Annotated in this window: 16 protein-coding genes; 13 read left to right on the top strand and 3 right to left on the bottom strand. The window is 71.5% G+C overall.

Annotated elements, in window-relative coordinates; translation table 11 throughout:
* The first annotated feature begins 12 nt into the window (after positions 1-12).
* Entirely contained in the window at positions 13-735 is a 723-nt protein-coding gene (locus tag AB0H86_RS35295; protein WP_362448428.1) for a glycerophosphodiester phosphodiesterase, read from the top strand.
* Between the two features lie 32 nt (positions 736-767).
* On the opposite strand, the gene AB0H86_RS35290 is transcribed toward AB0H86_RS35295, so the two are convergent.
* Positions 768-2,432, bottom strand: coding sequence for a sigma-70 family RNA polymerase sigma factor (locus tag AB0H86_RS35290; RefSeq protein WP_362448549.1), 1,665 nt, complete (start codon positions 2,430-2,432; stop codon positions 768-770).
* 296 nt (positions 2,433-2,728) lie between these two features.
* On the opposite strand from AB0H86_RS35290, the gene AB0H86_RS35285 reads away from it, so the two are divergent.
* Positions 2,729-3,892 (top strand): serine hydrolase domain-containing protein, encoded by a 1,164-nt coding sequence (locus tag AB0H86_RS35285; RefSeq protein ID WP_362448425.1) that lies wholly within the window; start codon positions 2,729-2,731, stop codon positions 3,890-3,892.
* 46 nt (positions 3,893-3,938) lie between these two features.
* On the opposite strand, the gene AB0H86_RS35280 is transcribed toward AB0H86_RS35285, so the two are convergent.
* Positions 3,939-5,162 carry an ATP-binding protein gene (locus AB0H86_RS35280; RefSeq protein WP_362448421.1) on the bottom strand — a complete coding sequence of 408 codons (1,224 nt, stop codon included), beginning with the start codon at positions 5,160-5,162 and terminating at the stop codon, positions 3,939-3,941.
* Between the two features lie 500 nt (positions 5,163-5,662).
* Here AB0H86_RS35280 and AB0H86_RS35275 point away from each other — a divergent pair, with 500 nt between their 5' ends.
* Genes AB0H86_RS35275 through AB0H86_RS35260 form a run of 4 tightly spaced genes read left to right on the top strand, consistent with a single transcriptional unit; the run spans position 5,663 to position 9,546 of the window.
* Complete coding sequence (locus AB0H86_RS35275) at positions 5,663-6,592, top strand: ATP-binding cassette domain-containing protein (protein ID WP_362448418.1); 930 nt, start codon at positions 5,663-5,665, stop codon at positions 6,590-6,592.
* Complete coding sequence (locus AB0H86_RS35270) at positions 6,592-7,494, top strand: ABC transporter permease (protein WP_362448415.1); 903 nt, start codon at positions 6,592-6,594, stop codon at positions 7,492-7,494. Before AB0H86_RS35275 ends, AB0H86_RS35270 begins: the two co-directional genes overlap by 1 nt.
* A 25-nt stretch (positions 7,495-7,519) precedes the next feature.
* The gene (locus tag AB0H86_RS35265) at positions 7,520-8,881 is read left to right on the top strand and encodes a histidine kinase (RefSeq protein WP_362448412.1); all 1,362 of its coding nucleotides are present in this window, start codon (positions 7,520-7,522) and stop codon (positions 8,879-8,881) included.
* Positions 8,878-9,546 (top strand): response regulator transcription factor, encoded by a 669-nt coding sequence (locus tag AB0H86_RS35260; protein ID WP_362448409.1) that lies wholly within the window; start codon positions 8,878-8,880, stop codon positions 9,544-9,546. The genes AB0H86_RS35265 and AB0H86_RS35260 overlap by 4 nt, the downstream gene beginning before the upstream one ends.
* A gap of 75 nt (positions 9,547-9,621) precedes the next feature.
* On the opposite strand, the gene AB0H86_RS35255 is transcribed toward AB0H86_RS35260, so the two are convergent.
* Positions 9,622-11,061, bottom strand: coding sequence for a gamma-aminobutyraldehyde dehydrogenase (locus AB0H86_RS35255; protein WP_362448406.1), 1,440 nt, complete (start codon positions 11,059-11,061; stop codon positions 9,622-9,624).
* Between the two features lie 169 nt (positions 11,062-11,230).
* On the opposite strand from AB0H86_RS35255, the gene AB0H86_RS35250 reads away from it, so the two are divergent.
* The 7 genes from AB0H86_RS35250 to AB0H86_RS35220 all read left to right on the top strand — a co-directional run bounded on the left by AB0H86_RS35250 (position 11,231) and on the right by AB0H86_RS35220 (position 18,130).
* Entirely contained in the window at positions 11,231-11,758 is a 528-nt protein-coding gene (locus AB0H86_RS35250; protein ID WP_362448403.1) for an Lrp/AsnC family transcriptional regulator, read from the top strand.
* 2 nt (positions 11,759-11,760) lie between these two features.
* On the top strand, positions 11,761-13,134 hold the full coding sequence (locus tag AB0H86_RS35245; protein ID WP_362448400.1) for an aspartate aminotransferase family protein: 1,374 nt from the start codon (positions 11,761-11,763) through the stop codon (positions 13,132-13,134).
* Positions 13,135-13,346: 212 nt separating this feature from the next.
* Positions 13,347-14,087 (top strand): ATP-binding cassette domain-containing protein, encoded by a 741-nt coding sequence (locus AB0H86_RS35240; protein WP_362448397.1) that lies wholly within the window; start codon positions 13,347-13,349, stop codon positions 14,085-14,087.
* The gene (locus tag AB0H86_RS35235; protein WP_362448394.1) at positions 14,069-15,532 is read left to right on the top strand and encodes a hypothetical protein; all 1,464 of its coding nucleotides are present in this window, start codon (positions 14,069-14,071) and stop codon (positions 15,530-15,532) included. The genes AB0H86_RS35240 and AB0H86_RS35235 overlap by 19 nt, the downstream gene beginning before the upstream one ends.
* 172 nt (positions 15,533-15,704) lie before the next feature.
* Positions 15,705-16,121, top strand: a complete 417-nt coding sequence (locus tag AB0H86_RS35230; protein WP_362448391.1) for a VOC family protein — start codon at positions 15,705-15,707, stop codon at positions 16,119-16,121.
* Positions 16,122-16,145: 24 nt separating this feature from the next.
* Positions 16,146-17,267, top strand: a complete 1,122-nt coding sequence (locus tag AB0H86_RS35225) for an LOG family protein (RefSeq protein ID WP_362448388.1) — start codon at positions 16,146-16,148, stop codon at positions 17,265-17,267.
* Between the two features lie 158 nt (positions 17,268-17,425).
* Entirely contained in the window at positions 17,426-18,130 is a 705-nt protein-coding gene (locus AB0H86_RS35220) for an LAETG motif-containing sortase-dependent surface protein (RefSeq protein WP_362448385.1), read from the top strand.
* Positions 18,131-18,290: the final 160 nt, after the last annotated feature.

The raw sequence follows: 18,290 nt of genomic DNA, 5'->3' as shown, positions 1-18,290 counted from the left end.
CACAATGGGCGCATGCAGAAGCTGACCGCCGTGGCCCATCGCGGCGACCCCTACCGCGTCCGTGAGAACACCGTCGACTCGCTGCGGTCCGCGCTCCGGCGGGGCGCGGACGCGGTCGAGATCGACGTACGGCTCACCCGGGACGGCGTGCCCGTCCTGCTGCACGACGACACGCTGAAGCGGCTGTGGGAGCACGAACGGCCACTGCGGTCGCTGTCGGCGGACGAGGTGCGCGGGCTCACGGACGGCGGGGTACCGACACTCGCTCAGGCGCTGACCGCGACCGACGGCAGCCGGGTGCTGCTCGACCTGCCGGGCACGCCGGACGTGCGGGCGGCCCGCCGGGTCGCGGACGTGGTGCGGGAGTGCGGGGCGCGGGACCGGGTGTACTACTGCGCGGGCGCCCCGGCCATGCTCGCCGTGCGTGCCGCCGACCCGGCCGCCGAGATCGCGCTGACCTGGACCTCGCTGGCCCCGCCCCGGCCCGCGTTGCTGGACGCGGTGCGCCCGCGCTGGCTCAACTACCGTTTCGGGCTGGTGGATCGCGCCCTGGCCGAGCGCGTCCACACCGACGGCTGTCTGCTCTCCGTCTGGACCCCCGACACCCTGCGCTCCATGCGCCGCCTCGTCGGCATGGGCGTCGACTCGATCACCACCAACCGCGTCGACATCCTGTGCGCCCTGCGTGACGGCGCCCTACGCGACAGCGCTCCGCGCGACGGCGACGGCGACTGATCGCGGGCCCCGCGGCCACCGGAGCCGGGGAGCTACACGCGGGAGCGTTGGGAGACGGTCGCCGGATCGGCCGGGGTCGCGCGCGTGACGTACTGCGGCACGGGTGCGTCGTCCTTGCCGGTGTCGCGGACCAGGCCGTAGCGCTTCGCGCCCCGGTCGGGGCCCGTCGTGACGTCCTTCTCCACGGCGTCGAAACTCGACGGGAAGACGTTCAGGCCGTAGTCGGCGCCGCGCTCGTTCACGGTGAGGGTGACGCTGCCGTCGACGTAGAAGTACTCGTTCTGCCACATCTGCTGGGTGCCGGACGGCAGGACGGCGTAGCCGGTGGCCGAGTCGCCCATGCCGGTGGCGGAACCGTCGGTGGCGCCGACCGGGTCGTCCATGCGCCGGCCGCCGCCCGAGGCGACATGGAAGAGCTCGCCCCGCAGACCGGTCCAGGCCGGCATGACCAGGCCGCCGGCCCGGTACTGCGGCGATATCTGCCAGCGGACGAGGACATAGCCCCGGCCGCTGAGCTTCACGCTGTCCCCGCGGTGGTTCATGGTGGCGTGCGCGCCGCCGCTGCTGGTGATGCCGCTCTCGGGCCGGTGCGGCAGGGCGGCCGGCTCGGCGTTCGGGTCGGGCGCCCGGTCGACGGCGTCGACGACGGTGCCGTACAGGTCGGTCTTCTTCGGCCGGGTCGGTGACGGCGGGGCCGTGGGAGTCGGGGAGGCCGAGGGCGGTGGCGGGGCGGAGGTGGCCGTCCGGCTCGGGGCGGTGACGGCCGCGCGCGGGGGCGGGGCGGGGTCCGGGGGCCGGGTGACGACGTACGCGCCGCCCGCGACGAAGGTCGCGCCCGCGGTCACGGCGACGGCCGGCTTGGTGAGCGCGCTCAGCACCTTGGCGGACCAGCCGACGGAGGTGCCGGCGGCCGTGGCGGCCACGGCCGTCTTGCCGCCGAGGGCGAGGGAGAGCGTGAAGCCGACCGGGAGCGGGACCAGCGCGATCCCGACGAGCAGGCGCTCCGCCGGTACGACGGACTCGCGGGCGTCGCCGCAGTACCCGCAGCCGCGGATGTGCCGGGCCAGCCGCTTGCGCCACACGGAGTCGGGGCGGCCGGGCCAGCGGGCGGTCAGTTCGCGCAGGTCCGGGCAGGCGCCGTCGAGGGCCCTGACGATGCCGCGCGAGGTCTCCAGGCGCTCCTTCATCCGCTGGACACGCACGGCGGCGTGCTGCCTGCTGATGCCGACGGCCGCGGCCAGCTCACGCCGGGTGAGTTCGCCGGCGACCTCCAGCCACCACAGGGACAGCAACTGCCGGTCCTCGTCGTCGAGCCAGCGCACCGCCTCCGCGACCTCGCGCCGCTCCCCCTCCAACTGGAGGCGCAGCACGGTGAGTTCGGCGAAGTCGGCGGCCTCGTGCGGTGTCGACTCGTCCAGCGGGGCGGGCGTCCGGCGGCGGGCCCGGTCCCGGATCTGCCGCATGGCGATCGCCACCAGCCAGGACCGGAAGCTGTCCGGGTCGCGCAGCGAACCGAGGTTGCCGACGGCCCGCAGCATGGTCTCCTGCACGACGTCGTCCACGTCGGCGTGGCCGTTCAGGGCCCGGCCGACGATGTTGTAGACCAGCGGCAGCCAGCCCGCGACCAGCTCGTCCAGCGCCTGCCGGTCACCGTCCTGCGCCGCCGCGATGGTGGAGCTCCAGTGCCGCGTGTCCACGATGCCCTTTCGGTGACCGGTGTGACGGTCGAGGTCGGATTTCTTGTGCACGCACCCTCTCAGGCGGGCCGGGACTGTCGTATGTCCGGCATCACAGTGCGGAGACGGCGTGAAGGCCGCCGGGATAACAGTTTTTCCCGCCCTTAGGGGTCTCCCCTGACAACTCCCTTGTTCTGTACGGCACTTGGTCGGGGTCGGGTCAGGGGCGGGAACCCTCCTCGCCGACGATCCGGTGGACGCCGTACGCCCGGAGGATGATCACAACCACCTGCCCGCCAGACCTCTGGAGCAGCCGCATGCGCACCTCCCGTCGCACGACCCTCCTCGCCGCGTCCCTCGTTCTCGCCCTCGGCGCGGGCCCGCTGGCGGTCCCAGCCTTCGCCGCGACCTCGCCCGCCCCGGCCGCCGCGCACGCCACGACGACCGGCGACCTGGACACCGCCGCCCTGCGCGCCGCGCTCGGCGGCCTCCCGGACAAGGACGCGACCTTCGCCCTCGTCCGGGTCGGCGGCACCGACGGCACCTGGCGGGGCAGCGCGGGCGTGCACGACCTGGAGAGCGGCGGGGCGGCGGACCCGGACGCCCGGTTCCGGGCCGGCTCGACGACGAAGGTGGTGACGGCGGCGGTCGTCCTGCAGCTCGCGGCGGAGGGAAGAATCCGCCTGGACGCGCCCGTTCAGCACTACCTCCCGGGCCTGCTCACCCGGAAGTTCAAGCCGATCACCGTACGGCAGCTGCTGAACCACACCAGTGGCATCCAGCCCGGAGACGCACTCGGGGACACCTTCGACGAGGTGTACGCGCACCGCTTCGACACACTGATGCCCCGCCAGGTCGTGGCATCGGCGGTGGCGAAAGGACCCGAGTTCCGTCCGGGGAAGCAGCAGCACTACCTGAACATCAACTACACGGTCCTCGGCCTGCTGATCGAGAAGGTGACCCACCACTCGTACGCCTCGGAGGCCACTCGGCGCGTACTGCTGCCCGCCGGGATGCGGGACACGTACTTCCCCGGCACCGACCCGGCGATCCGCGGCCCGCACAACCTCGGCTACCAGCTCGTGAAGCGGGCCGACGGCACGACGGACTTCGTCGACGTGACCGACTGGAACCATGCCGACCGGTGGGCGGCCGGGGACATGATCTCCACCACCGCCGACCTGGAGCGGCTGGTGAACCGCCTCTTCGGCGGCGACCTGGTGCCGCGGCCGCAGCTGAAGGAGATGTTCACCGTCCCGAGGGGCATCGAGGGCGCCGACATGAGCGCCGGTCTGCAGCGCCTCGAGTTCGAGGGCCGGGTCTACTGGCTCAAGTCGGGCGCCCGGTACGGCTACGGCACGGTGATCGCCGCGACCCGTGACCTCTCGCGGACGCTGGTCGTGTCCGTCGGCGCGACGGACGCGAAGAGCGAGGACATGAACCCCGTGACGGAGCGGATAGCCCGGGCGGCGCTCAAGTAGCGGGGGCGAGCCGGGCGTTCCCGTGAGCGCCGAGAACACCCTGCCGTCAGGCCGGCCGGGCGGCGTCGCCCAGCGGGAGGACCAGACGGAACGTGCATCCCTCACCTGGTCCGGTGTCCAACTCGAGTCGGCCGCCGTGCCCCTGGGCGATCGCCGTGGCGATGGCGAGGCCGAGGCCGCTGCCGCCGTGGTCACGGGAGCGGGAGGGGTCGACGCGGTAGAAGCGCTCGAAGACTCGCTCGGCCTCCTGCGGTGGCAGGCCGGGCCCCCGGTCGACGACGGCGATGACACAGACCGGCGTGCCCTCGGGCAGGGGCGGGGAGGCGCTAGTCCGGCCGGGGCGGTCGGTGCCGCCCGTCTCCGCCCCCGCGCGGGCCGTGCCCACGCGTGCGTCCACAGGCGTTCCGGGAGGCGTGTGGACGAGTGCGTTGGACAGGAGGTTGGTGACGACCTGGAGCAGGCGGTCGGGATCTCCCACGGTTTCCACGACGTCGAGTTCGGCGCCCTTGGCCTGCTCGTCGAGCGGGCTGAGCGTGACGACGTCCACCCGGGTGTCGACGTCCTCCACCCAGTCGACGGGGACCTCGTGGATGCGCAGTCCGTTGTGCTCGGCGAGCAGCAACAGTTCGGTGTCGAAGAACCAGGCGTCGTCCTGGGTCTTGGCCAACAGCGGACGCAGCACGTCGGTGCGGGCGGCCTTGAATCCGCACTGGGCGTCGCTGAACCGGGCGCCGTGGGTGTGGCGGATCAACGCGTTGTAGCAGCGGGAGATCAGCTCGCGGCGCGGGCCGCGCACCGTACGGGCGCCGGGCGCGAGGCGGCTGCCGATGGCGAGGTCGGAATGGCCGCTGGCCAGCGGGGCGATCAGCGGCAGCAGCCCGTCCAGGCCCGTGGAGAGGTCGACGTCCATGTAGACGACGATGTCGGCGTCGCTCGCACCCCACACGGTGCGCAGCGCCAGACCGCGGCCCTTGCGCTCCATATGGACGACGCCGACACCGGGCAGCGCGTCGGCGAGCTCCTCGGCCACGGCGAGGGTGCGGTCGACGCTGGCGTTGTCCGCGACGGTGATCCGCCAGGGATAGGGCAACTCGTCGCGCAGCCGGGCGTGCAGCGTGCGGACACAGCCGGGCAGGGCGCGTTCCTCGTTGTAGACGGGGACGACGATCTCCACGGTCGGTGTGCGCGTGGCGGTCGGTCCATGGGCGCCGGCCGGTACCGGCAGCTGAAAACGCCGAGCCGTACGCAGGCCACTGCTTGTATGCGTCATGGGTTCCTCAGGCGATGGGGGGCGGTGGGGCGGCTCCCGTGCGCGCCCGCTCTCTGTCGGCAGGCGCGGTCGACTCTGACCGGCGCGGCAGGGGAAACGCGGGGAGAAAGCTGGGAACTGACGGGGAGTCCGCTGTCAGTCCTCCCGTCGACGGAAGGCGGAGGACACCGCCGGTCGTCGACGGAAGGTGGAGGACGCCGCCGATCCTTGCCGCACGACCTGGGAGGCCGAGGTCAGCCGCCGGGGAACCAGCCGAGAGGACGCTGTGCCCCGGCTACGCCGTCGCGCGGCGGGCGCGCCGGGATCGGGGTACGGCGTTCCTCACCCCGAAGTCAGCGGAGGGTCGCGATCCCTGCGCCGGGGTGAGTAGTACCCCGGTACCACTCACCGCCCGAAGATTCCCCCGGGGTCCCAGAGATCGGGCCTGCCGCGCTCCTAGGTTCGAACGCAGACACCGCGGTGCATCCGCGGCCGAGTTCAGGCAGGAAAGGCCCACTCCCATGATCGAAACGCGCGAACTGACGAAGCGGTACGGCGACAAGACGGTGGTCGACAACCTGAGCTTCACCGTGAAGCCCGGCGAGGTGACCGGCTTCCTCGGCCCCAACGGCGCGGGCAAGTCCACCACCATGCGCATGATCATCGGCCTGGACTCCCCGACCAGGGGCTCGGTCACCGTCAACAGCCGCTCCTACGCCCGGCACGCCGCGCCGCTGCACGAGATCGGCTCCCTGCTGGAGGCCAAGTCCGTCCACCCCGGGCGTAGCGCCTTCAACCACCTGATGGCGCTCGCCTACACCCACGGCATTTCGCGCCGACGGGTGGACGAGGTCATCGAGCTGGCCGGGCTGACCAGCGTGGCCGGCAAGCGGGTGGGCGCCTTCTCGCTCGGTATGGGCCAGCGGCTCGGCATCGCCTCGGCGCTCCTGGCCGACCCGGCGATCGTCATGCTCGACGAACCGGTCAACGGCCTCGACCCCGAGGGCGTGCTGTGGGTGCGCAACCTGCTGCGCTCTCTGGCCGACGAGGGCCGGGCCGTGATGCTCTCCTCGCATCTGATGAGCGAGACCGCGCTGATCGCCGACCACCTGGTGATCATCGGGCGCGGGCGGCTGCTCGCCGACACCACGGTCGACGACTTCACCCGGGAGGCCGGAGGCGGTGGTGTGAAGGTGGCCACCGCCGACGCCGTGCGGCTGCGCTCGCTGCTGGCCGGCCCGGACGTCACGATCAGCTCCTCCTCCGCCGAGGAACTGATCGTCACCGGACGCGACGCCCGGGAGATCGGGGCGATCGCCGCCGAGCACGGGGTGGCCTTGTACGAGCTCACCCCGCAGTCCGTCTCCCTGGAGGCGGCGTTCATGGACCTCACCCGCGATGTCGTCGAGTACCAGAGCGGTCCGGCCGACACCGAACGAAAGGCCGCCTGATGCCTACCACCGCACACCGCCGCAGTCGCGGCCGCAGCCGGGGCTCGGGCGAGCGCCCGAACCTTTCCGCGGCACCCGAGCCCAGGACACCCGTCTCCCCCACGCGGTACAAGGTGACCGGACCGCGGGTGCTGCGCTCGGAATGGGCCAAGTTCTGGTCACTGCGCTCCAGTTGGATCACCCTGGGCGTCGCCGTGTTCCTGCTGGTCCTCTTCGGGGCGATCTCCAGCTACACCTACAGCCCCGACGCCGTGGGGACCGGCGGGCCCCCTGGGCCTGGATCGGGCTCCGGTGACAGCGACGCGGTCAGCCTGGCCCTGACCGGCGTGTCCTTCGCGCAGCTGGCCGTGGGCGTGCTGGGGGTGCTGCTGGCCGCGGGCGAGTACAGCACCGGCATGATCCGCGCCACCCTCGCGGCGGTTCCGCGACGGCTGCCCGTCCTGTGGTCGAAGGCCGCCGTGATCGGCCCCATCGCCCTGGTTCTCACCACCCTCGGCGCACTCGCCGCGTTCCAGCTGGGCGTCCCCGGCCTGGACGGCGAGAAGATCGCGCTGTCCCTGGGCGACGACGGTGTGCTGCGCAGCCTGGCCGGCGCCGGCCTCTACCTCGGCCTGGTCGCCGTGTTCGGCGTGGCCCTGGGCGTGCTGCTGCGCTCGTCCGCAGGAGCCATCGCCGCCCTGGCCGGCATCCTGCTGATCCTGCCCGGCCTGGCGTCCCTGCTGCCCGACTCCTGGTACGACACCCTCAGCCCCTACTTCCCCAGCAACGCCGGCTCGGCCGTCTACGCCCTGCACCAGTCCTCGGACGCCCTCTCACCCGGCACGGGACTCGCGGTCTTCGCCGGCTGGGTGGCCCTGGCGCTCGCCGGGGCGGCCTACCGACTCGTCAAGACCGACGCCTGAGCCGGGCACGAGGACAATGGTGTCCATGAGCCCGCACCGCGCGGCAGCCCCCGCGGACACCGCCCGGGAGGCGGCCCCGTCGTCCTCCGGCTTCGACGCCGTCTGGGCGCATCCGCTCCTGGGGCGGCTGCTGCGCGACCAGAGCCGCAGGCGACGGCTCGACCGCCGGCTTCCGTGGCTGCTCGACACCGCGGTGGTGCTGATCGTCCTGGCCATCACGCTGCCCAACCTGCTCCGGGGCAACGGCGACTCCCCCTTCGGGGACAAGGACACCCGCGACCAGTTGCCGGCCGCGGTCCTGTTCGTCCTGGTCGCCGCGCTCGTCATCCCCCTGTGGTGGCGCCGCAAGGCTCCCGCCGTCACCTACTTCGTGATCGCGTCGGTGTCCCTCGTCCAGTGGTCACTGGGGATCTGGCTGCCGACCGGCATCAGCGCACTCATCGCCCTCTACACCCTGGCCCGGAACAGCTCCCTGCGCGTACTGGGCTGGGCCGTCGGACTCACCGCCGTCGAACTGCTGCTGGCCGCCTTCGTCCTGGTACCGATCGAACATCCGCTGCTCGGCAGCTTCTTCCTGCTGGGCACGACGACCGCGGCCGTCGCCATCGGCCTGACCCTGCGGATCCGCCAGATGTACCTGGCGACACTGGAAGACCGCGCCCGCCGCCTGGAGATCGAGCAGGACCAGCGCCTCCGGCTCACCGCCGCCGCCGAACGCTCCCGGGTCGCCCGCGAGATGCACGACATCGTCGGCCACAACCTCTCCGTCATGGTCAGCCTCGCCGACGGCGCCGCCACCCTCGCCGCCAACCGGAACGAGCAGTCGACCGAGGCCCTGCGCATCCTCGGCGACACCGGCCGCCAGGCCATGAGCGAACTGCGCCGCGTGCTGGGCGTCCTGCGCGAGGAGCGGGACGACGTACGGATACTCAGTCCGCAGCCCGGCATCGGGGATCTGGACCCGCTGCTGACGCGGGTGCGCGCGGCGGGACCGGCGGTGACCTACCGGACCGTGGGTGATCTTGACTCCCTCAGCGGCGGCGTACAGCTCACCGTGTACCGCGTCGTCCAGGAAGCCCTCACCAACACGCTCAAGCACGCCGGCCCGGGCACCACCGCCGACGTCACCGTCACCGCCGAGGCCGGCACCGTACGGATCAAGGTCACCGACACCGGCACGCCTCCCGGCGCGCCGGCACGAGCGGTGTCGCAATCGCGTGCCGACGACCCCGGGCACGGCCTGGTCGGCATCCGCCAGCGGGCCGCCATGTACGGCGGCACCGTCATCGCCGGGCCCCGTGAGGCCGGCCATGGCTGGATGGTGGACGTCGTGCTCGACGTACCCGCCGCACCCAACCCGCCGGCACCAGGAGACCCTCTGCCATGACCACCGTGCTGATCGCGGACGACCAGCCACTGCAGCGCATGGGCGTCCGCATGCTCCTCGAAGGAACGCCCGGTCTGGAACCGGTCGGCGAGGCCGAGCACGGCGCCGAGGCGGTCCGGCTGGCCGCGCGCCTGCGCCCCGACGTCGTCCTCATGGACATCCGCATGCCCGGCATGGACGGCCTCGAGGCCACCCGCCGCATCATCGCCGCCGGCGGCCGCTCCCGCGTCCTCATCGTGACCACCTTCGACCTCGACGAGTACGCCTACGAAGGTCTGCGGGCCGGCGCCAGCGGCTTCCTGCTCAAGGACGCCCGCCCCGAGGAACTCGTCGCCGGCATCCACGCCGTCGCCACCGGCGACGCCGTCGTGGCCCCCCGCCTGACCCGACGCCTGCTGGACGCCTACGCCCACCAGGTCCTCGCACCCGCGGACGCCCCCGCGGCCGAAGACCCCCGGCTGCGCACCCTCAGCGACCGCGAACGTGAGGTCCTGGTCGCCATCGGCCAGGGCTGGACCAACACCGAGATCGCCGAACGCCTCGTCCTCACCGAGTCCACCGTCAAGAAGCACGTCGGCCGCGTCCTCGCCAAGATCGGCGCCCGCGACCGCATCCAGGCCGTGATCACGGCGTACGACGCGGGGCTGGTCCGGGCGAAGTCCTAGGGCCCTTCTGCGGGCGGAACACCGCGGCCCCGGACGGTCAACTCCCGTCCGGGGCCGCGCGTCACGCCGTACGGACTACGCCTCCAGCGACGTCATCACGTGCTTGATCCGCGTGTAGTCGTCGAAGCCGTAACCCGAGAGGTCCTTGCCGTAGCCGGACTTCTTGAAGCCGCCGTGCGGCATCTCCGCGACCAGCGCGATGTGGGTGTTGATCCACACGCAGCCGAAGTCGAGCTTCTTGGACATCCGCATCGCGCGACCGTGGTCCTTGGTCCACACGGAGGAGGCGAGGGCGTACTCGACGCCGTTGGCCCACTCCACGGCCTGGTCCTCGTCGGAGAAGGACTGGACGGTGATGACCGGGCCGAAGACCTCCCGCTGGATGATCTCGTCGTCCTGCTTGAGGCCCGAGACGACGGTCGGGGCGTAGAAGTAGCCCTTGTCGCCGACCTGGTGACCGCCCGCCTCGACCTTGGCGTGCGCGGGCAGCCGCTCGATGAAGCCGACGACCTGCTTGAGCTGGTTCGGGTTGTTGAGCGGGCCGAACAGCACGTCCTCGTCGTCGGGCTGACCGGTCTTGGTCTCCGACGCCGTCTTCGCCAGCGCGGCCACGAACTCGTCGTGGACGCCCTCGTGGACCAGGACGCGGGTGGCGGCCGTACAGTCCTGGCCGGCGTTGAAGAAGCCGGCGACGGAGATCTCCTCGACGGCCTTGGCGACGTCGGTGTCCTCGAAGACGACGACGGGCGCCTTGCCGCCCAGCTCCAGGTGGACGCGCTTGAGGTCCTTGGACGCCGACTCGGCCACCGACATGCCCGCGCGCACGGACCCGGTGATGGAGGCCATCGCCGGGGTCGGGTGCTCCACCATCAGCCGGCCGGTGTCACGGTCGCCGCAGATGACGTTGAAGACACCCTTGGGCAGGATCGATCCGATGATGTCGGCGATCAGGACCGTCGACGCCGGGGTGGTGTCCGACGGCTTGAGCACGACCGTGTTGCCCGCCGCGATCGCCGGCGCGAACTTCCACACGGCCATCATCATCGGGTAGTTCCACGGCGCGACCTGCGCGCAGACGCCGACCGGCTCACGTCGGACGATCGAGGTCAGCCCCTCCATGTACTCGCCGGCGCTGCGCCCCTCCAGCATCCGGGCCGCACCCGCGAAGAAGCGGATCTGGTCGACCATCGGCGGGATCTCCTCGGAGCGGGTGAGCCCGATCGGCTTGCCCGTGTTCTCCACCTCGGCCGCGATGAGTTCCTCGGCCCGCTCCTCGAACGCGTCCGCGATCTTCAGGAGGGCCTTCTGGCGCGCGGCGGGGGTCGTGTCGCGCCAGGCCGGGAAGGCCGCGGCGGCGGCCGCCATCGCGGCGTCCACGTCCGCCTTACCGGACAGCGGTGCGGTCGCGTAGGCCTCGCCCGTCACGGGGTTGACCACGTCGGTGGTCCGTCCGTCGGCGGCGTCTTTGAACTCACCGTCGATGTGGTTGCGCAGACGACGCAGCTCGGTGCTCACTGCCGGCCTCCTGTCAAGGTTGAACTGTCCACTCACTGAGATACCCACCCTAATCGGCAGAGCCACGTTTTCAACACCCCCGATCCCGCCATCACTGCGAAATCCGCAGGTCTCAGTCACGTAAACAACGAATTTCATCGCCTCGACCTTGCGGAACTGTCGAGACGTCGTGCACAGTGAGCTCGTGGCCAGTCGAAGCGCAGACCCCAGGGACTCACGGGAGAGCCGCGAGTCCAGGAACGGCGGCACCCCGCATCTGGATGCCGTCTCCCTCGGCATCATCGAACAGCTCCAGGAGGACGGCCGCCGGCCGTACGCCGCCATCGGCAAGGCCGTCGGCCTCTCCGAGGCGGCCGTGCGCCAGCGCGTCCAGAAGCTGCTCGACCAGGGCGTGATGCAGATCGTCGCCGTCACGGACCCGCTCACCGTGGGCTTCCGCAGACAGGCGATGGTCGGCGTTCACGTCGAGGGTGACGTGGAGTCCGTGGCCGACGCCCTGAGCGCCATGTCGGAATGCGAGTACGTGGTGATGACCGCGGGCTCCTTCGACCTGATGGTGGAGATCGTCTGCGAGGACGACGACCACCTCCTTGAGGTCATCAACAAGCACATGCGAGCCATCCCCGGAGTGCGCTCCACCGAGAGCTTCGTCTACCTCAAGCTCAAGAAGCAGACCTACATGTGGGGAACCCGATAATCGTGAGCACCGACAGCTCCAAGGACCTCAGCAGGACCGCGTACGACCACCTGTGGATGCACTTCACCCGCATGTCCTCGTACGAGAACTCCCCCGTCCCGACGATCGTCCGGGGTGAGGGCACCTACATCTACGACGACAAGGGCAGGCGCTACCTCGACGGTCTCGCGGGTCTGTTCGTGGTCCAGGCCGGACACGGCCGCGTGGAGCTCGCCGAGGCTGCCTTCAAGCAGGCGCAGGAGCTGGCGTTCTTCCCGGTGTGGTCGTACGCCCACCCCAAGGCCGTGGAGCTCGCGGAGCGTCTCGCGGACCAGGCGCCGGGCGATCTCAACAAGGTCTTCTTCACCACCGGTGGCGGCGAGGCCGTCGAGACCGCCTGGAAGCTCGCCAAGCAGTACTTCAAGCTGACCGGCAAGCCCACCAAGTACAAGGTCATCTCGCGCGCGGTCGCCTACCACGGCACCCCGCAGGGCGCCCTGTCCATCACCGGCCTGCCGGCCCTGAAGGCACCGTTCGAGCCCCTCGTCCCGGGCGCGCACAAGGTCCCCAACACCAACATCTACCGCGCCCCGCTGTTCGGCGACGACCCCGTGGCCTTCGGCCGCTGGGCCGCCGACCAGATCGAGCAGCAGATCCTCATGGAGGGCCCGGACACGGTCGCCGCGGTCTTCCTGGAGCCGGTGCAGAACGCCGGCGGCTGCTTCCCGCCGCCGCCCGGCTACTTCCAGCGGGTGCGCGAGATCTGCGACCAGTACGACGTCCTGCTCGTGTCCGACGAGGTCATCTGCGCCTTCGGCCGCCTGGGCACGACGTTCGCCTGCGACAAGTTCGACTACGTCCCGGACATGATCACCTGCGCCAAGGGCATGACCTCGGGCTACTCCCCGATCGGCGCCTGCGTCATCTCGGACCGCCTGGCCGAGCCGTTCTACAAGGGCGACAACACCTTCCTGCACGGCTACACCTTCGGCGGCCACCCGGTGTCGGCCGCGGTGGGCCTGGCCAACCTCGACCTGTTCGAGCGCGAGAACCTCAACCAGCACGTCCTCGACAACGAGGGCGCCTTCCGCTCGACCCTGGAGAAGCTGCACGACCTGCCGATCGTCGGCGACGTCCGCGGCAACGGCTTCTTCTACGGCATCGAACTGGTCAAGGACAAGCACACCAAGGAGTCGTTCAACGACGAGGAGACGGAGCGCGTCCTGTACGGCTTCCTCTCCAAGGCCCTCTTCGAGAACGGCCTGTACTGCCGGGCCGACGACCGCGGCGACCCGGTCGTCCAGCTCGCCCCGCCGCTGATCTCGAATCAGGAGACCTTCGACGAGATCGAGCAGATCCTGCGCGCGACGCTGACGGAGGCGTGGACGAAGGTCTGATCTTCCGAAGGGATCTTCGTTAAGGAAGATCAATCACGGCCCCGGTGCCGCCCGTTCGAGTGAGAAACGGGCGCCCGGGGCCGCATGCTGTGCGGCCTGCCCTTGGGGACTGCCTACCGTGCGAGTGACCGATCGGCCCTGCCTTCGTTCCCCCGCACGGGGGATTTCGCCAACCGCGCACGGCATTTCTGATCTGAACGAGGTGTACGCCCATGGAGGCCCCGCCGGACAACGACGTGCTCTGGGCACGGTCCCTGCACTTCACGCACCACGACGGCTCACCCGCGCTGGCCGGCGTCTCGCTCGGCGTCCGCGAGAGCGAGATCCTCGCCGTCAGCGGCCCGCGCGGCAGCGGCAAGACGACCCTGCTCGGGTGCCTGTCCGGACTGGTCCCGGCGCAGCGCGGTGAGGTCTGGTTCAACAGCGCGCCCGTCCACACCATGGGCCCGATGGCCCGCGAGCGGCTGCGTCGCGACCGCTTCGGCTGGATCGACCCGTTCCCGGTGCTGGTCCCGGAGCTCACCGTCTGGGAGAACGCCGCCCTTCCCCTGATGCTGCGCGGCACCAGCCGTCGCCGTGCCAAGACGGCCGCGCTGGAGTGGCTGGAGCGCCTGGACGTCGGCGACAGCACCCGCAAGCGCCCGCACGAACTGCGCCAGTCCGAGCGCCAGCGGGTATGCATCGCGCGGGCCCTGGCCCCGGCCCCCACGGTGCTGTTCGCCGACGAACCGACGGCTCCCCTGTACCGCGTGGACCGCGCCCACGTCCTGCGCACGCTCACCACGGCGGCACGCTCGCACGGCATCACGGTGGTACTCGCCACCCAGGACGCGGAGACGGCCGCCCTCGCCGACCGCACGGTGTCGCTGCTGGACGGGCGGCGCGTGAACACCGTGCACCTGCCCCCGGTCCCGGAGACGGAAGGCCGGGCCACGTGCTCGCTCTCCGTCTGACCCGCGGCGCCCACCCGGCCGTCCAGCTCCGCCGGCTGCTGGTGGCGGCGGCATCGGCCGGCACGGGCTTCCTCCTGCTCTGCACCCTCGGCCACGCGATGAGCCACCCGGACGACCCGGCGGGCTCGCTCCTCCGGCTGGCCTGGTGCGTGACCCCGCTGGCCACGACGGTGTACTTCGCGGTCGCCGTGGCCCGTACCGACCCGGCCGCCAGACCGCGTACCGGCCTCTCGGCGATCGGTCTGGGCCCGGCCCGCCTGATGGCCGTCTCGGCCACCACGACGGCCCTCTCCTGCACGCTGGGCTCCATGCTCGCCCTGCTGGTCTTCCTCCACCTCCGGGGCGACCTGACGGGCATGCCGTTCGACGGGGCGGCAGCGGAGTTCCTGGCGGCGGGCGAGCCGTTGCCGCTCCCCGCCGCTCTGACCCTGCTGGCCCTGGTCCCGGTGTTCGCGTCGCTGGCGGTGGGCCTGGTGTCGCGACCACGGGACGACCGGCCGGCGGCGGCCCCGGCGGCGATCCGGGCCTTCCGCCGCTTCGGGTCGTTCGGCGATCCCGCGACACGGGACAGCTTCGGAGCGTACGGCCGCTTCGGCACCCGCCTCCGGGCTCGTCCGGAACCGGACAGCCGGCGCTCTCAGGACACGGGCGACGCGGGCGACGCGGGCGACGCGGGCAGGCCGGTCGCCGGTGCGGCTCCCGACCCGAGGGAAGACGGCACCACCTCGCCGACCCGGGCGGGCGAACCCGCCACGGCGGTGAGCTCCACCCCCGACACCGACACCGCGGACCTGGACCGCGGCAGCCTCCCCCCGGCTCCCCAGGACGCCCCCCGAGGCCTTCCCTGGGGCATCGCGATCCTCGCCGCGGGCCTGGCCGTGGAGGCCTACGCCAACCGCACCGCGCCCACCTCCGCCCCTGTCCCCACCCTCACCATCCCCGGCGGCCTCACCACAGCCGGCCCCGCCGGAATCCTCGTCGGCTGGACCCTCACCGCACTCGGTCTGGCCCTGGCCGGCCCCGGCCTCACCCACCTCTGCGGACGGCTCCTCCAGGCCGCCCGCCCCGGCGCCCTCCGCCTCCTCGCCGGTCGCGTCCTCATGACGGAGGCCGCCCGCATCGGCCGCCCCCTCGGCCTCGTCTGCGCGGTCACCTCGGGGGCGTACGCCATGAGCGCGCTGTACGACACGGCGGACCCCTCCTTCGGCCCGCTGACCATCCTCGGCCTGCTCCTGGTGACCGGCTGCACCGTGGCGACCCTCCTGACCGCCGCCGTGGAGGCCAAGCACGCCCGCGCCGACACCACGGCCGCCCTGCTACGGCTCGGCGCACCCAGCACGACGCTGCGCAGTGCCGCCGCCCTGCGCGTCGGCGCGCTGCTGGCCCTGTTCGGCCCGCTCACCCTCGTCGTGGCCGAACTGGCGGCGCTCCCCCTGCTTCGCTGACCGCACGCACCAAGGCCGCACGAAGACCGCACGTAGGCCGCACGTAGGCCCACAGGGCCCCCTGCCGAGCCCGCACGCGAATCCCGTACGAGGAAAATCCCCGACGGCCGATGAGTTCCGGTGGGACGCGCCGTCTACCCACCGAACAGCTCGCACCCGATGGGAGAGACCGATGACCTCGACGTACCAGCAGATGATCTTCGTCAACCTGGCCGTGAACGACCTCGACGCCTCGAAGAAGTTCTTCACCGAGCTGGGCTACACGATCAACCCGCAGTTCAGCGACGAGAACGCGGCCTCCGTCGTGATCAGCGACAGCATCGTCGCCATGCTGCTCACCAAGTCCTTCTACGCGACCTTCACCAAGAAGGAGATCGCCGACGCGACCAGAACCAGCGAGGTGCTGATCGCGCTGAGCGCCGAGAGCCGCGAGAAGGTCGACGAGCTGGTCGAGAAGGCGCTCACGGCCGGCGGCTCCCCGGCGGGCGAGACGCAGGACCACGGCTTCATGTACGGCCGTTCCTTCGACGACCCCGACGGCCACACCTGGGAGGTCGTCTGGATGGATCCGGCGGCCGTCGAGGGCTGAAACCCCGCCGCCTAGCATGGGCGGGTGCAGATGATGCCCGCCCATGCGGCCCACCACAACGACCGCGAGATCGAGACGCTCGAGGAGTTCGACGCGACCGTCTCGGCGCGCGGCACGCTCGCCGGATTCCGCGTCCAGGCCGTCGACCTGACGGACCGTACGCGCGAACTGCTCGGCACGGACACGGCAGGCGCGGTCTTCCTCGGCTGCCGGATGCGCGAGGACGCCGCCGTCAAGGTCCGCGCGGACGGGGCGATGGTCTTCCCGCCCGTGCCCGACCTGCCCTTCGATCCGTACCGGGGCCTGGTCTACTCCCCCGACGACCTCTTCGCCTCCCTGTCGGACGGCTACGAGGCCACACCGGACGCCCGCGCGTACGCCTGGTTCCAGCAGACCAAGGCCGACGGCGACATATTCGCCTCGATGCTGCGCGCGATCCACGACGACGCCGTCTCGGACGCCCTCGACGAACTCCTGTGCGGGGCGCGGGTGGTGGGGGTGATGGGCGGCCACGCGATGGCACGCGGGACGGAGGAGTACGCCGGTGCCGCGCGGCTCGGCCGGGAGCTGGCCCGCGCCGGATTCACGGTCGCCACCGGCGGCGGCCCGGGAGCGATGGAGGCGGCGAACCTCGGCGCGTACGCCGCCCCGTACGACGACGAGATGCTGACCGACGCACTCCGCCTGCTCGGCAAGGCGCCCACCTTCACGCCCTCGATCACCGAGTGGGCGAGGGCCGCCTTCGAGGTGCGTGGCCGCTGGCCGAAGGGCGGGCCCTCCGTCGGCATCCCGACCTGGTTCTACGGCCACGAGCCGCCGAACGCCTTCGCCGGCCACATCGCCAAGTACTTCGCCAACGCCACCCGCGAGGACGGCCTGCTGGCCCGCTCCACCGCCGGCGTGGTGTTCCTGCCGGGCGCCGCCGGGACCGTACAGGAGATCTTCGACAACGCGACGCCGAACTACTACGAGTCGCGGGGCGAGCCCACGCCGATGGTCCTCGTGGACCGGGTCCACTGGACGGAGAAGCTGCCCACGTGGCCGCTGTTGCGGGCGCTCGCGCGGGATCGGTCGATGGAGGCCCGAATAGCCCTGGTTGACCGGATCGAGGAGGCCGCGGAGGCGCTGAAACGTCTCGGTGGTTAATAAGACGGCAAAGCCAACGCCTGTAACCTGCATATGCATTGACACTACTTATGCAGCACTTATAAACCTGTGAGTCTCCTGGGGGCGCTGATGTGATGGTGACATCACCTCACCACCCCCTCCACCCCCCGCATTTGCGCTTCCCGTGAAGGACAAACGTGGCAGTCCTGTCCATATCCCGTCGTACCGCCGTACGCACCGCGCGCATCCTCGGTGTCGCCTCCGCCTCGGCCGCGCTCGCGCTCAGCGCCGCCGGCAGCGCGCTGGCCTGCAACATCAGCGAGTTCTCCGCCGAGGCCAAATGTGACGGCACGAAGGGTGTCATCACGGTCACCGACGTGGACCCCTCCGGTGTCCCGGCCGTCATCTCCGTCTTCCTGGAGGAGAACGGCGCCGACGCGAAGAAGGTCGGCGAGCAGGAGGTCAAGGGCTCGCGCGAGGGTGTCACCATCACCTTCGCCGAAGACTGGCAGCCGAACGCTGTCTACCGCGTCCACGTCAAGGCCGGCAACCAGGTCGACGAGGACATCAAGCCCAACCTGACCACCCCGTCCACGGCCTGCAAGACCGAGGACACCCCGACCCCGAAGCCCACCCCGACGCCGTCGGACTCCGCCTCGACCCCGGCCGAGGAGACCGACAGCCCGACCCCGAGCGCGACGCCCTCGGAGGGCGAGAGCACCACCCCGGCGGGCACCGTGAGCAACGCCCCGTCCCCCGCGGCCGGTGACTCCAACCTCGCCGAGACCGGTGCGAACTCCAACACTGGCGTCATCGCCGGTGTCGCGGCCGCCCTGGTCGCCATCGGCGGCGGCGCCGTCTTCTTCGGCTTCCGTCGTCGTGGGGCGAACAGCGGCCGCTGACGCCCGCGTCGTACCGACACCGTTGTGGCCCGTCCCGTCCGGGGCGGGCCACAGCTCTGTGCCTCGGTAGCGGTCAGGTGCCGGTCCGGGTACCAGTCCGGGTGCCGCGACCTGACCGGCCCGGGGCGAAGGCCCGCAACGCGGTATCGCCGGTCGCCGC

The sequence above is a fragment of the Streptomyces sp. NPDC050997 genome (assembly GCF_040660135.1).
Classification (GTDB): Bacteria; Actinomycetota; Actinomycetes; order Streptomycetales; family Streptomycetaceae; genus Streptomyces.
The sequence above is the reverse complement of the archived record's forward strand: the minus strand, read 5'-3'. Positions and strand labels throughout refer to the sequence as shown.